Annotated in this window: 10 protein-coding genes; 5 read left to right on the top strand and 5 right to left on the bottom strand. The window is 63.6% G+C overall.

From position 1 onward, the window contains the following. Positions 1 to 3 precede the first annotated feature (3 nt). The 3 genes from ACFOJ9_RS10645 to ACFOJ9_RS10635 form a co-directional block, all read right to left on the bottom strand. Positions 4 to 603: a DUF922 domain-containing protein gene (locus tag ACFOJ9_RS10645; protein ID WP_378978838.1), complete on the bottom strand. Its 600-nt coding sequence runs from the start codon at positions 601 to 603 to the stop codon at positions 4 to 6. Between the two features lie 141 nt (positions 604 to 744). Beyond that, positions 745 to 2,424 (bottom strand): electron transfer flavoprotein-ubiquinone oxidoreductase, encoded by a 1,680-nt coding sequence (locus tag ACFOJ9_RS10640; protein WP_378978837.1) that lies wholly within the window; start codon positions 2,422 to 2,424, stop codon positions 745 to 747. Positions 2,425 to 2,487: 63 nt separating this feature from the next. After that, entirely contained in the window at positions 2,488 to 2,634 is a 147-nt protein-coding gene (locus ACFOJ9_RS10635; protein ID WP_378978836.1) for a hypothetical protein, read from the bottom strand. Between the two features lie 10 nt (positions 2,635 to 2,644). Here ACFOJ9_RS10635 and ACFOJ9_RS10630 point away from each other — a divergent pair, with 10 nt between their 5' ends. The 3 genes from ACFOJ9_RS10630 to ACFOJ9_RS10620 are packed head-to-tail and all read left to right on the top strand — an operon-like array spanning position 2,645 to position 5,077. Then, positions 2,645 to 3,289: a hypothetical protein gene (locus tag ACFOJ9_RS10630; protein ID WP_378978835.1), complete on the top strand. Its 645-nt coding sequence runs from the start codon at positions 2,645 to 2,647 to the stop codon at positions 3,287 to 3,289. Between the two features lie 49 nt (positions 3,290 to 3,338). Then, entirely contained in the window at positions 3,339 to 4,217 is an 879-nt protein-coding gene (locus ACFOJ9_RS10625) for a uracil-DNA glycosylase (RefSeq protein WP_378978834.1), read from the top strand. A gap of 47 nt (positions 4,218 to 4,264) precedes the next feature. Further along, positions 4,265 to 5,077, top strand: coding sequence for a helix-turn-helix domain-containing protein (locus tag ACFOJ9_RS10620; protein WP_378978833.1), 813 nt, complete (start codon positions 4,265 to 4,267; stop codon positions 5,075 to 5,077). Here ACFOJ9_RS10620 and ACFOJ9_RS10615 read toward each other — a convergent pair whose 3' ends face one another. Both ACFOJ9_RS10615 and ACFOJ9_RS10610 read right to left on the bottom strand, forming a co-directional pair. Continuing rightward, positions 5,078 to 5,980: a DMT family transporter gene (locus ACFOJ9_RS10615; RefSeq protein ID WP_378987704.1), complete on the bottom strand. Its 903-nt coding sequence runs from the start codon at positions 5,978 to 5,980 to the stop codon at positions 5,078 to 5,080. 71 nt (positions 5,981 to 6,051) lie between these two features. Continuing rightward, positions 6,052 to 8,358, bottom strand: coding sequence for a xanthine dehydrogenase family protein molybdopterin-binding subunit (locus tag ACFOJ9_RS10610; protein ID WP_378978832.1), 2,307 nt, complete (start codon positions 8,356 to 8,358; stop codon positions 6,052 to 6,054). Positions 8,359 to 8,514: 156 nt separating this feature from the next. Here ACFOJ9_RS10610 and pepN point away from each other — a divergent pair, with 156 nt between their 5' ends. Further along, positions 8,515 to 11,160 (top strand): aminopeptidase N, encoded by a 2,646-nt coding sequence (gene pepN, locus ACFOJ9_RS10605; RefSeq protein WP_378978831.1) that lies wholly within the window; start codon positions 8,515 to 8,517, stop codon positions 11,158 to 11,160. A 242-nt stretch (positions 11,161 to 11,402) separates the two neighbouring features. Then, the gene (locus ACFOJ9_RS10600) at positions 11,403 to 13,724 is read left to right on the top strand and encodes a PAS domain-containing sensor histidine kinase (RefSeq protein WP_378978830.1); all 2,322 of its coding nucleotides are present in this window, start codon (positions 11,403 to 11,405) and stop codon (positions 13,722 to 13,724) included. The last annotated feature ends 59 nt before the right edge of the window (positions 13,725 to 13,783 follow it).

The following is a 13,783-nucleotide window of genomic DNA, read 5'->3' as shown; positions in this document are numbered from 1 at the left end:
AGATCAAGGTTTGATCAAAGCGGTGACGAGATGCTCGACATGGCCACCGTGGCGATGCTCGCGGGCATCGAAAGCGATCTGCTTCGCCTCATATGCGGCATAGGTGGCCTTGATACGCCGCTGCGCCTCGCGGCGTGTCTTGTAGCAGGACCGGTCGTCGGCAATCCTGAGGCCGGAGATCGATCTTTCGGTGGCGCGCATCATCTCCTTGGCGATGCGACCATGGGTTTCTTCGTGAGCGCGGACGCCGGCAAAAAACCGCGTCCAGCGCTTCTGGAGCGCCGGCGTGGTGGTCGAGGCGACACGCGGAAACGTATAGAAGAGATTGAGCGTGCCGTTGGCGCGCCGCAGGCGGCAGACGCCATTGTCCTGGCCGGCGTCAAGGTCCCAATCCACGGTGTAGCCGGTCTGCGCGATGGCGCGCGTCGTGAAGCCATGCTTCGGCCCCTTGCGGTCCATCGACTGCATCAGCGCCAGGCCCGTGGTCCCGGTGATTTCATAGGTCCGCGTCTTGACCAGCACCCTGGTGCCGGCCGAGGCCGCCGAAGCGGAACCGCACACCGCGCCGATCGTCACAAGGCATGCCAGAACCGCCACGCGCATTGGCCATCTCCGTATCGTCAGGGAATGGAACCATAAGCGCGCGGCAGTTTCAACAGTTCTAATATGTCACATGCCCCGGCGACCAGGGCCATGGCCGCCATTTTGCTCGCGACGGCCGAGACGGCCCGGTCGGCGCGTGGCTTACATACCCTGGTAGACCGGGCCTTCGCCGCCTTGTGGCGGCACCCAGTTGATGTTCTGGTTCGGATCCTTGATGTCGCATGTCTTGCAGTGGACGCAGTTCTGCGCGTTGATGACGAAGCGCACGTCCTTGGCCGCGGGATCGGCGGCGGCATTGCCGTCCTTGTCGACCCACTCGTAGACACCAGCCGGACAGTAGCGTGTCGAGGGTCCGGCGAAGACATCGTGCTCGGATCGTTTCTGCAACTCCATGTCGCCGACGAGCAGATGGACCGGCTCATTTTCCTCGTGGTTGGTGTTGGACAGGAACACCGAGGACAACCGGTCGAAGGTCAGCACGCCATCGGGCTTCGGATAGGCGATCTTCTTGTGCTGGCTGGCAGGCTCGAGCGTTGCATAGTCGGCCTTGCCATGCTTCAGCGTGCCGAAGGGCGAGACACCGAACAGCGTGTTCAGCCACATGTCGAGGCCGCCGAGACCGACACCGACGATGGTGCCGAAGCGCGACCATAGCGGCTTGACGTTGCGCACCCTCTTCAGGTCCTTGCCGATGTCGGTCGCCCGCCAGGCCGCCTCGTAGGAGGAAAGCTCGTCATTGGCGCGACCGGCACCGATCGCCGCGGCGACATGCTCGGCCGCCAGCATGCCGGACAGCACGGCGTTGTGCGAACCCTTGATGCGTGGCACGTTGACGAAGCCCGCCGCGCAACCCATTAGCGCACCACCGGGGAAGGACAGTTTCGGCACCGACTGCCAGCCGCCCTCGGTGATGGCGCGTGCGCCGTAGCCCAGCCGCTTGGCGCCCTCGAAGGTGCGGCTGATTGCCGGATGGGTCTTGAAGCGCTGGAATTCCTCGAACGGCGACAGATACGGGTTCTTGTAATTGAGGTGGAGGACGAAGCCGACCGCCACCTGATTGTCCTCGAGATGGTAGAGGAAGGAGCCGCCGCCGGTCTTCATGTCGAGCGGCCAGCCGAAGGAATGCTGGACCAGGCCGGGCCGGTGGTTCTCCGGCTTGACCTGCCAGAGCTCCTTGAGGCCGATGCCGTATTTGCCGGGCTCGCGGCCATCGGAAAGCTTGTATCTGGCGATCAATTGCTTGGCGAGCGAGCCGCGCGCGCCCTCGCCGATCAGCACATATTTGCCCATCAGCGCCATGCCGGGCGCGAAACCCGGGCCGTGCGTGCCATCTTTCTCGATGCCCATGTCGCCGGTGACGACGCCGGTGACGGCGCCTTCCTCATTGTAGAGCAGGCCGGCCGCGGCAAAGCCCGGATAGATTTCAACGCCAAGCGCCTCGGCCTTGGTCGCCAGCCAGCGGCAGACATTGCCGAGCGAGACGATGTAATTGCCGTGATTGTTCATCAGCGGCGGCATCAGGATGTTGGGCAGACGGAACGAGCCTGCAGGGCCAAGGACGAGGAAATGGTCTGATGTGACCGGCGTCTTGAAAGGATGGCCTTCCTCGTCGCGCCAGCCCGGCAAGAGCCGGTCGATGCCGATCGGATCGACGACAGCGCCGGAGAGGATATGGGCGCCGACTTCGCCGCCCTTTTCCAGGACGACAACCGAAAGTTCGGGATTGACCTGCTTGAGGCGGATAGCGGCGGCGAGGCCGGCCGGACCGGCGCCGACGATAACCACGTCGAATTCCATGCTTTCGCGTTCGATGTCGCTCATCAACCCCTCCGCACTGGCTTATCCCATTCGGGCATCTTGCTGGCTCCTGCGCTGCATAGCGCATCAATTGGCGACAGGAAACCGGCGCATACGTGACAATGCGGTTTTGGCCAAAAAGTCGCGCATTGCGAGGCTGGGCGGCCGCTTTTCGACTGGCATTCCCGCCGGCGCTTGCGTTTTTAATTGTTCGACGGCTTGCTTATCGGCCATACTTCACACCATGCGCATTCCTGGGCCAGCCGGCTTTTCATCGACGCGCGTTCTTTTCCCGCCCGGCCAGGCCTTCCGGGCGCTCCTTTTGGCCCTTCTGGTGCTTGCGCCGGGTCACGCCGCCGCGGACGAAGTGAAAGTCTGGGCGGCGGGCGCCTACTCCTTCTCAGACGAGCTTGGCGGCTTCCGCATCACCGGCGCTTCAGGCATCGGAACGAAGGACGATCCGCTGGTCATCACCGAAGAGCTGAATTCGTCAACGCCGGTCACGCTCACCATCCGCACGACAAAGCCGATCCAGGCTTTTGGCGCGGCCGGCGAATTCGCCAACGGCATCATGTATATGCGCATCGACGTGCTCAACCACAGCGGCCAGGCCTGGATCGAATTCCAGTTCGAGCTGCAGGAAATCCTGAACCGGCCAAGCGTTTTCGGCGACGGGCTTTCCTTCGACCAGCGCAACAAGACACCCGACAATATCTGGTCGAGCAATTTTGCCGATTTCGATCGCGATTTCGAACCCTATGACCGGCTGCTGTTCAGGAACGGCAAGGTCGACCCGCTGAAAACCGCCAGGTTCGAATTTTTGATGACCGACTACACGCCCAGATGGACCTTCTATCTGGTGCAGGATCCGCGCATACCAACGGGGTAGAGAAGCGGCCAGCCTTGCAAATTGCCGCCACGCGGACGAATGTGCCGGCATGACTGCCGCTTCCCCAGACAACAGACCCGATATCGCCGACCTGCTGGCCTTTTATGCCAGCGTGGGCGTCGACGAGGCGCTTGAAGACCAGCCGGTGAACCGATTCGCCGAGGTTGCGCCAAAGCCCATGGAGCGCGCGGTGGCGCCTTCGGGCGATACAGCCGCACCGCAACGTTCGACGAATATGTCTCGCCCCGAACCAAGTGACAGATCAAGTGCGCCGCCGGTTGCGCGCCCAACGTCGGCCACCGTTCCCGACGAGGCGCAAGCAGCACTTGCCCGCCAGCTGGCGACGACTGCAGTGACGCTGGACGAGCTTCGCCAGCACATGGCGGCGTTCGACGGCTGCAATCTCAAGGCCACTGCCAAGAGCCTGGTGTTCGCCGACGGCAACCCGGAAGCAGCCGTCATGCTGGTCGGCGAGGCGCCCGGCCGCGACGAGGATATCGAGGGCCTGCCCTTCGTCGGCCGCTCCGGCCGGCTGCTCGACCGCATGCTGGCGGCGATCGGGCTCGACCGCACTTCAGTCTATATCGCCAATGTCATCCCCTGGCGGCCGCCGGGCAATCGCACGCCGACGCCGCACGAAACCGGGATTTGCCGGCCATTCATCGAGCGGCAGATCGAACTGGTCAATCCTAAGGTGCTGATCAATCTCGGCGGTCCGTCGGCCAAGACCTTGCTCAACACCTCGGAAGGCATCCTGCGGCTGCGCGGCAACTGGCGCGTCCACACGACGGCGTCCGGCATCGCCATTCCGGCCATGCCGACGCTGCATCCGGCCTATTTGCTCCGGACGCCTGCGCACAAGAAGCTGGCGTGGCGAGATTTTCTCGAGGTGAAGGCGAAGCTGCGTGGGCTTAGGGAAGAGCCATAACCTCGCAGGTAATTGAAATGCGCCTTCCTCCGGCTTAGTCCTACCCCATGACATCTACCCAAACCTCCGCCGGCAGCCTCATTCGCGAATGGCGTACGCGCCGCCGCATGAGCCAACTCGACCTCGCCATGGAGGCCGAGATATCGCAGCGGCATCTGAGCTTCGTCGAAAGCGGCCGCGCCGCGCCCTCGCGGGACATGGTGCTGCATCTGGCCGAGCAATTGTCGATCCCGCTCAGGCAACGCAACCAGCTGCTGCTCGCCGCCGGCTTTGCCCCCAGCTTCGGCGAGCGCTCGCTTGGCGACGCGACATTGGCGCCGGCGATGGCGGCGGTCGAAATCGTGCTCAAGGGGCACGAGCCTTTCCCGGCGCTTGCCGTCGACCGCCATTGGAACCTGGTTTCGGCCAACGCCGCGATTGCACCATTCCTCGCCGATGTCAGCGAGGCTTCGCTGCTGACGCCGCCGGTCAACGTGCTGCGCCTCAGCCTGCATCCCGGCGGCGTCGCACCACGCATCGTCAATCTCGCGGAGTGGCGGACGCATCTCCTTGAGCGCCTGAAACACCAGAACGATGCCAGCGGCGACCCGGTACTGATCGACCTGGAGCGCGAACTGCGCAGCTACCCGTCCGGTTTGAAAGGCAGCCGGCCGGCGCCGGTCGAGCCGAATGCCATCGTGCACCCGCTCAGGCTGGCGCATGGCGATCAGGTGCTGTCGTTCATCAGCACCATCACCGTGTTCGGCACCCCGCTCGACGTGACGCTGTCGGAACTGGCGATCGAATCGTTTTTCCCGGCCGACGAGCAGACGAGGACGGTGCTGGTGCGATTGGCGAAGGAGCGGGCTGAGCTGTCGTAGTCACCCTTCAGGCAAAGATGCCTTGCGCGTGCGGGTGCGCTCCAGGCCAAGCTGACGTTCGCGCCAGATGATGAATATCCCGGCGGCAACGACGATCAGGCCGCCGACGAGCATGTGAATCGTGGCGACGTCGCCAAAGACGAGATAGCCGACGACGACACCGAGGATCATCGACGTGTATTCGAACGGCGCCACCACCGAGGCCTCGGCATGGCGATAGGCCGCCGTCATCAGGATTTGGCCGAGGCCGCCGCAGAAGCCGGCGGCAATCAGAAGAGCGGCCTGGAGCGGCGTCAGTGCCTGCCAGCCGAACGGCAGCGACAGCAAAGACATGACGCTCGCCGTCACCGAAAACCACAGCACGATGGTCGCGGTGCGTTCGCTTTGCACGAGATTGCGCACCAAAAGCATGGCAACGGCCGAGATCGCCGCGGCGACAAGAGCGGCGATGACGCCAAGCACCTCCTGATCGCCGAGCGCCTCGTCGGAACTCAACAGCGTCAATTCCGGCCACGAGATGATCAACACGCCGACCAGTCCGACCGCGACCGCACTCCAGCGATAGACGCGGATGGCTTCGCCAAGGAAGATCGAGCTGAACACCACCACAAGCAAAGGCTGCGCATAGTTCAGCGTGATCGCTTCGGGCAACGGCAGCCGGGTCAGCGCGAAAAAGCCGAGCCCCATGGCGCAGACGCCGACAACGCCGCGGGCGATGTGGTTGAGCGGACGCTTGGTCGAAAAGGCAGTGCCGAGCTTTCCCTTGAAAGCCAGAAACGCGATGATCGGGAAGATGGCGAAGAAGGAGCGGAAGAAGACGATCTCGCCCGCCGGAACGGTACCTGCCGCCTTGATGCAGGTCTGCATCCCGACGAACACCGCCACCGAGATGATCTTGAGCATGATGCCGGTGAGTGTGTTGTGCCCGCCGGCGTGCTCACTGGCTGTAACTGCTTCCGGAGCCGGCTTGGCTTTCACGCTCCCACAGCTTCCCGGATCGTTGCCCAGATGCGCGCCGGCGTTGCCGGCATGTCGATGTGCCTGACGCCATAGGCGCGCCAGAGCGCGTCGGTCACCGCGTTGAGTGCCGCCGGCGTCGAGCCGATGGTGCCAGCCTCGCCTGCCCCCTTGATGCCGAGTGCATTGGTGGTCGACGGCACGTTGCGGGTCTCGAAATGGAAGAACGGGAAATTGTCGGCGCGCGGCATGGCATAGTCCATGAAGCTGGCCGTCAGCAGCTGTCCGTCCTCGCCATAGATGGTGTCCTCGATCAGCGCCTGGCCGATGCCTTGCACGACGCCGCCATGCACCTGGCCGGCGAGCAGGATCGGGTTCACGGTGACGCCGAAATCATCGACAATGGTGTAGCGGACGATCTCGGTCGCGCCGGTGTCGGGGTCGATCTCGACCTCGCAGATATGGGTGCCATTCGGATAGGTGCACTCGTCCTGCACGAACTCGCCGAAGCCTTTGAGATCATCGGGCGTCTTGGCGGCCTTGGCGATGGCGGAAAAATCGATCGTGCGATCGGTGCCGACGATACGGGCAACACCATCAGACAATTCGATGTCGCCGGCAGAGGCTTCAAGCTCGTCGGCGGCGATGCGCCTGATCTTGTTGGCCAGATCCTCGCCCGCGCGGGAAGCTGATACACCCCCCAGCGGAATGGAGCGTGAGCCGCCGGTGCCGCCGCCGGCCTTCAATTCGTCGGTGTCGCCCTGGCGGACATGGATCTTGTCGATGTCGAGATTGAGCTTTTCCGACAGGAACTGCGCATAGGCGGTGGCGTGCCCCTGCCCGTTGGTCTGGGTGCCGATCTTCAGCGTCACCGTGCCGTCGCCATTGAGTTCGACAAAGGCCGGTTCGGAGCCCGGAAAGGCGCAGGCCTCGATATAGGTCGCCATGCCGAGGCCGCGGATCTTTCCGCCAGCTTTCGACCGCGCCAGCCGCGCTGGGAACGCTTTCCATTCGGACCGTTCAATGGCGCGCTCCATATGGCCTTCGAATTCACCATTGTCGTAGAGGCGGCCGGTCTGCGTTCGGTAGGGAAACTGCTCCGGCCGGATGAAGTTGCGGCGGCGGATCTCCTCCACCGGCAGGCCGAGATCGTGGGCGCAGGCATCGACCAGCTTTTCCAGCAGGAACGCTGCTTCCGGCCGGCCGGCGCCGCGATAGGCATCGACCGGGCAGGTGTTGGTGTAGAGGCCGGTGACCGAGACATCAAGCGCCTGGATATCATAGACACCAGTAGACATGGTGACGCCGATATAGGGAATGAACGGACCGTATTGCGAGATATAGGCGCCGATGTTGGCGAGCAGGTCCACCTTCATGCCAAGGAAGCGGCCATCCTTGTCCAGCGCCATCTCGGCCGTCACGAAATTGTCGCGCCCTTGCGCGTCGGTCAGGAAGTGCTCCGTGCGGTCGCCGGCCCACTTGACCGGACGGCCAAGCCGCTTTGCCGCCTCCAGCACCAGCGGATACTCGCGGTAGACAAAACTTTTCGGTCCGAAACCGCCGCCGACATCCGGCGTGATGACGCGCAGCTGATTCTTCTTGATCTTGAACAGACCGGCCAGGATGTACTGCATGGAATGCACGCCCTGCGACCCCGTGGTCAGCACGAAGCGGTTCTCTTCACCATTCCACTCGCCGATCGCCGAGCGCGGCTCCATGTAGTTGCAGACCAGCCGATTGTTGACGAATTCGATGCGGCTGACATGGGCGGCCTTGGCGAAAGCAGCCTTGGTCTTTGCCTTGTCGCCCATGTGGTAGGTGAAGGCGCGGTTGGAACCAAGCTCCGGCCAGACCAGCGGCGTGCCTTTGGCAAGTGCCGTTGCGGTCCCGGAGGCCGCATCTTCGCTGTCATAGTCGACGTCGATCAGTTCGGCGGCATCCTGCGCCAAGGCGCGGCTGTCGGCGACGACGAAGGCAACGGCATCGCCGACATAGTTGACCCGGTCGCGGCACAGGATGGGAATGTCGCGCGTCGGCGCCTTGGTGCCGTCCGGCTGGTCCTGCATGACGCCGGACTTGAGATCGCCGAGATGGGCAAGGTCCTTGCCGGTCAGCACCAGATGCACACCAGGTGCGGCCTTCGCCGCCTCGGTCGACCCGATGGTGAAGCTGGCCTTGGCGACCGGCGAGCGCAGGATATAGCCATGCAGGACGCCAGCCGGCTGGATGTCGTCGGTATAGCGGCCCTGCCCCTGGATGAAGGCGGCATCCTCGCGCCGCAGCACAGATGCGCCCATGCCGAATTTCGGTGTGACGACGGTCATGGATGCCTCGTGATGATGACGGGAGAAGGAACGCCTGAAATAGGCATTGCCTCAGTTTTGTCGAGGGGCCGTTTCGTGTAAAGAGCGCGGACTTCAAATTTCTTGGACCAGCGGACACAATCCGCCTCCAAGGCAATCGACAGGAAAACCCACGGAATGCGCACGGACACCGGCCAGGTCTTCAAGCTCGAAGACTATCGCCCCAACGATTACCTCATTCCGCAAACCAACCTCACCTTCCGCCTATCGCCAGACGCAACGCGCGTCACCGCCGTGCTCACGGTCGAGCGCCGTGACGGCGCCTCCGTGTCGGCACCCTTGGTGCTCGATGGCGACGGGCTGACGCTCAAGCGCATCGAGATCGACGGCAAGAAGGTAAAACCGGCGGATCTGCTGGCGACGCCTGACCAGCTGACCATTCTCAAGCCACCGGCGGCACGCCGCTTCCAGTTGCTGATCGAGACCGAGGTGGCGCCGGCGGGCAACGAAGCGCTGATGGGGCTCTACCGCTCGAGCCATGTCTACTGCACGCAATGCGAGGCCGAAGGTTTCCGCCGCATCACCTATTTCCTTGATCGACCCGACATCCTGTCGGTCTACACGGTACGGATAGAGGCCCTGCGTGATGAGGCGCCGCTGCTCCTGTCCAACGGCAACCCGGTCGACAAGGGCGACCTCGGCGACGGCTGGCACTACGCGATGTGGCACGATCCTTTTCCCAAGCCGTCCTATCTGTTCGCATTGGTGGCCGGCAATCTCGGCCAGCTCGCCGACAGTTTCGTCACCCTGTCGGGCCGCACGGTCGAGCTCGGCATCTATGTCGAGCCCGGCAAGGAGAAGCTGGCCGGCTACGCGATGGACGCCCTGAAGCGATCGATGAAATGGGACGAGGAGGCGTTTGGCCGGGAATACGATCTCGACGTCTTCAACATCGTCGCCGTGTCCGACTTCAACATGGGCGCGATGGAGAACAAGGGCCTCAACATCTTCAACGACAAATATGTGCTGGCCGACCGGGAGACCGCGACGGACGCCGATTTCGCCAATATCGAGGCGATCATCGCGCATGAGTATTTCCACAATTGGACAGGCAACAGAATCACTTGCCGCGACTGGTTCCAGCTCTGCCTGAAGGAAGGCCTGACCGTCTTCCGCGACCACGAATTCTCCGCCGATCAGCGCTCGCGCGCCGTCAAGCGCATCGCCGAGGTGCGCACCTTGCGCGCCCACCAGTTTCCCGAGGACCAGGGTCCGCTGGCGCATCCGGTGCGGCCGCGCCGCTACCGCGAGATCAACAATTTCTACACGGCGACGGTCTACGAGAAGGGCTCCGAAGTGGTGCGGATGATCCGCACAATTCTCGGGGCCGATGTCTTTCGGGCCGGCATGGACCTCTATTTCGAGCGGCACGACGGCGACGCGGCGACGATCGAGGATTTCATCAAGGTGTTCGAGGATGCGTCCGGCCGCGACCTGTCGCAGTTCGCGCTCTGGTACCATCAGGCAGGCACGCCGAACCTGACGATCAGTTCGACGCACAATCCGGCCGCGCAAGAATTCACGCTCGAAATCGAGCAGTCGGTGCCGCCGACGCCATCCGAAAGCCGCAAGCGACTGATGCACATCCCGCTCGCTTTCGGCCTGATCGGCGCCGGCGGCAAGCCCGTGGAGTATAGCGGTGTCGAGGGCGCCAGCGTCGAGGACGGCGTCATCCATGTCCGCAAGCGCCGCCACGTGGTGCGGTTTTCCGGCGTGACTGAGCGCCCGGCCGTGTCGCTCAACCGCGGCTTTTCGGCGCCGGTGACACTGTCGGTCGAGCAGAAGGCCGACGACCAGTTCTTCCTCGCCCGCCACGACAGCGACGCCTTCTCGCGCTGGCAGGCCTTCAACACATTGCTGACCGATGCATTGATCGCCGCCTTCCGCGAGATCCTCGGCGGCAAGCAGCCGGCCTTTGCGGCGCGGCTGACCGAGCTCGCCGGCAGCATTGCCGGCGACGAGATGCTGGAGCCGGCCTATCGGGCGCTGGCGCTGGCACTGCCAGGCGAAGCCGACATTGCGCGCGACATCGGCAGAAATATCGACCCCGATGCCATCTATGCGGCTCGCGAGGCGCTGGCGCTGGCGATCGGCACCGCGAACCGGGACGCTTTTTCGGGCCTCTACGGCGGCCTTGCCGACAAGGCCGCGTTCAGCCCTGACGCGGCGAGCGCCGGACGACGCGCCTTGCGCAACACGCTGCTGGATTGTCTGGCGCTGCAGCCGGGCGGAGCGGCACTCGCCGCCGGGCATTTCCAGTCGGCGACCAACATGACCGACCGCGCAGCCGCGCTTGCCGTGCTTGCGCATCGTCATCACGGTTCGCCCGAGGCGATCAAGGCGCTGGCGGCTTTCGAGACGATCTATGGGTCCGACCCGCTGGTCATGGACAAATGGTTCCAGATCCAGGCCAGCGTTCCGGGGCCGCAGACCGTCGACACAGTGCGGGCCCTGACCAGCCACCCGGCCTTCTCGATGGGCAATCCGAACCGGGTGCGCTCGTTGATCGGCACCTTCTCCAGTGCCAACCAGACCGGCTTCCATCGGGCTGACGGCGAAGGCTACTGGTTCTTTGCTCAGACTGTGCTCGAGGTCGAAAAACGCAACCCACAGGTGGCGGCAAGGCTGGCGACGGCGCTCAGATCGTGGCGTTCGCTTGAACCTTTGCGGCAGGCCAAGGCCAGGGAAGCGCTGCTTTCGATCGCCGGCGCCGAAAACCTGTCAGCGGATTTGCGGGATATTGTCGAGCGCACTCTGGCGTGAGTTCCCTCCTCAAGTCGAGCACTGCCGCAATGACCCACCCGTCCATCCGCCTTCGGCGGCTGTCCACCCTCCCCTCAAGGGGGAGGGATAAGGCAGTTTCGGCGTTATTTTAGTCGATTTTTAATCTTTTTTCGCCGGACCACTGGACAAGGCGAATCACCTTTGATTCTTTACTGACGATTCGGATGTGCGGCGTTTGCCGGATCACCAAGCAGCATAGGCAAATTCGGGGAGTGCCATTTATGGCGAAGGCGGACGCGTGGGGCGCGCCCGGAGGGACGGCTTTTGCGCATCGCGAGACGCGCAGCGACGGCCTTGCCGGGAATACGCGGCTCATCGCCGAACCGGCCTACCGGCGGCTTCTGGCCGCCGAGCCGCTGCTGCGCCGATCGATACCGGCCCTGATCATCACCTTCCTGATCGTCATCGCGGCGCTGCGCGTGCTGTCGCTGATGAACGAGCGCGACGATGTCGAGCGCAATGCCAAGGCGATCCTGACGCTGGCGGCGGGCCAGCTGGCCAGTTCGCTCGCCACCACCTCGGATACGGTGCCCGGCGCCATCCAGGATCTTCTGGAGACCACCAGCCGTCAGGGCGCGATGGGCCGCAGCCATGTGCTCGTCATCACCGACAGTGCTTTCAAGATCGTCGCGGTGACACCGCGCTCGATGCCATGGCAAGGCCATTCGCTCGACGGCCTCGTCGAGGGCGGCCAACCATTGTTCATGTTCGGCGATCGCGCCGGCGTCATGGACGTCAACATCGACGGACGGGACTGGTATGCCGCGGTCAGCCTGGCAAATGGCCGAAAGGGTGCGTCGGCGGCGCTGGTGCCGCAGGACGCGGTTTTCGATGCCTGGCGCAAGACTGTCTCGCTGAACGTCACCCTGTTCGTGCTGACGGCCGGCGTGCTGATCATCATCCTCTATGCCTATTTCGGCCAGGCGGCACGAGCGCAGGCGGCTGACCGCATCTACCTCGAGGCGCATCAGCGCATCGACATGGCCCTGGTTCGCGGCCGCTGCGGCCTGTGGGACTGGGACATGGTGCGCGGCAAGATGTACTGGTCGCGCTCGATGTACGACATGCTCGGCTACAAACCCTGCGACACGATGCTGTCCTTCGGCGAGGTCGATCAGATCATCCATCCCGAGGACGGCGACCTGTTCGAGCTCGCCAACAGAATTGTCGCACGCGAGATCGACCATATCGACCAAGTGTTCCGGATGCGGCATTCCGACGGTCAATGGATCTGGATGCGCGCGCGGGCACAAGTCATCGATCCGGAAGCCCCGGAGATCCAGTTGATCGGGATCGCCGTCGATGTCACCGAACAGCGTCATCTGGCGCTGCGTTCCGAGGCGGCCGACCTTCGCCTCAGAACGGCGATCGAGAACATCAACGAATCCTTCGTGCTGTGGGATTCGGCGCAGCGCCTGATCATGTGCAATTCCAAATACCAGCAGGACAACGGGCTTTCGGACCGCGACGTGATGCCGGGTGTCACGCGTGCGGCATTGGAAGAACGCATGCTGGCCTTTGCTTCCGAACGGCGGCTTGCCAACACCAGCGGACTGCAAGGCGGCGCCACTTTCGAGCGCCAGCTGGCCGATGGCCGCTGGCTGCAGGTCAATGAACTGACGACCCGGGACGGCGGCATCGTCTCGGTGGGTTCCGACATCACCCAGATCAAGCTGCACCAGGAGAAGCTGGTCGACAGCGAGCGCCGGCTGATGGCGACGATCCATGATCTCAGCCTCGCCCGCCGGGCGGAAGAGGAGCGCTCGCGCGAACTGGTCGATCTCAACCGCAAATACATGAAGGAGACCGAACGGGCCGAAGCGGCGAACCGGGCCAAATCCGAGTTCCTGGCCAACATGTCGCATGAATTGCGCACGCCGCTGAACGCCATCATCGGCTTCTCCGAACTGATGGAACAAGGCCTATTCGGTCCGCTCGGATCGGAGCGCTATGAGGAATATGCCACCGACATCAACAGCAGCGGCAAATATCTGCTGGGCGTCATCAACGACATTCTCGACATGTCCAAGATCGAGGCCGGCCAGTTCTCGCTGGACCGGGAAGAGATCGACCTCGGCCCGCTGATCAGCGAAACGGTTCGCGTCGTCTCGCTGCAAGCGGCGCAAAAGGCCATCACCGTGGAAACGCGCATCGCCGATGCGCTGACGCTGGTCGCCGATCGCCGCGCGATCAAGCAGATCGTCATCAACCTTTTGTCCAATGCGGTGAAATTCACCGGCCAGGGCGGCCACATATCGGTCAGGGCCCGCAACACATCCGGCGCGCTCGTGCTGACGATCGAGGACAATGGCTGCGGCATCCCCAAGGATGCGCTGGGCAAGCTCGGGCGGCCCTTCGAACAGGTGCAGAACCAGTTCTCCAAGAGCCACGCCGGGTCCGGCCTCGGCCTCGCCATCTCGCGCTCGCTGGCTGAGCTGCAGGGCGGCGCGCTGAAGATCCGTTCGACCGAAGGTGCCGGCACGATCGTATCGGTGCGCATTCCGGTGAAGAAGGCCGCGCCGGCCATCAGGGTCGCGGCCTGAGGCGTTCCGCCGGTTGACCGGGGCATTTCTCCGGCGGCAGTTTTCCGCCGGAGTTCAAC

The organism is Mesorhizobium cantuariense (assembly GCF_042647205.1).
Taxonomy (GTDB): Bacteria; Pseudomonadota; Alphaproteobacteria; order Rhizobiales; family Rhizobiaceae; genus Mesorhizobium; species Mesorhizobium cantuariense.
This window is presented reverse-complemented; position numbering and strand designations above follow the sequence as displayed.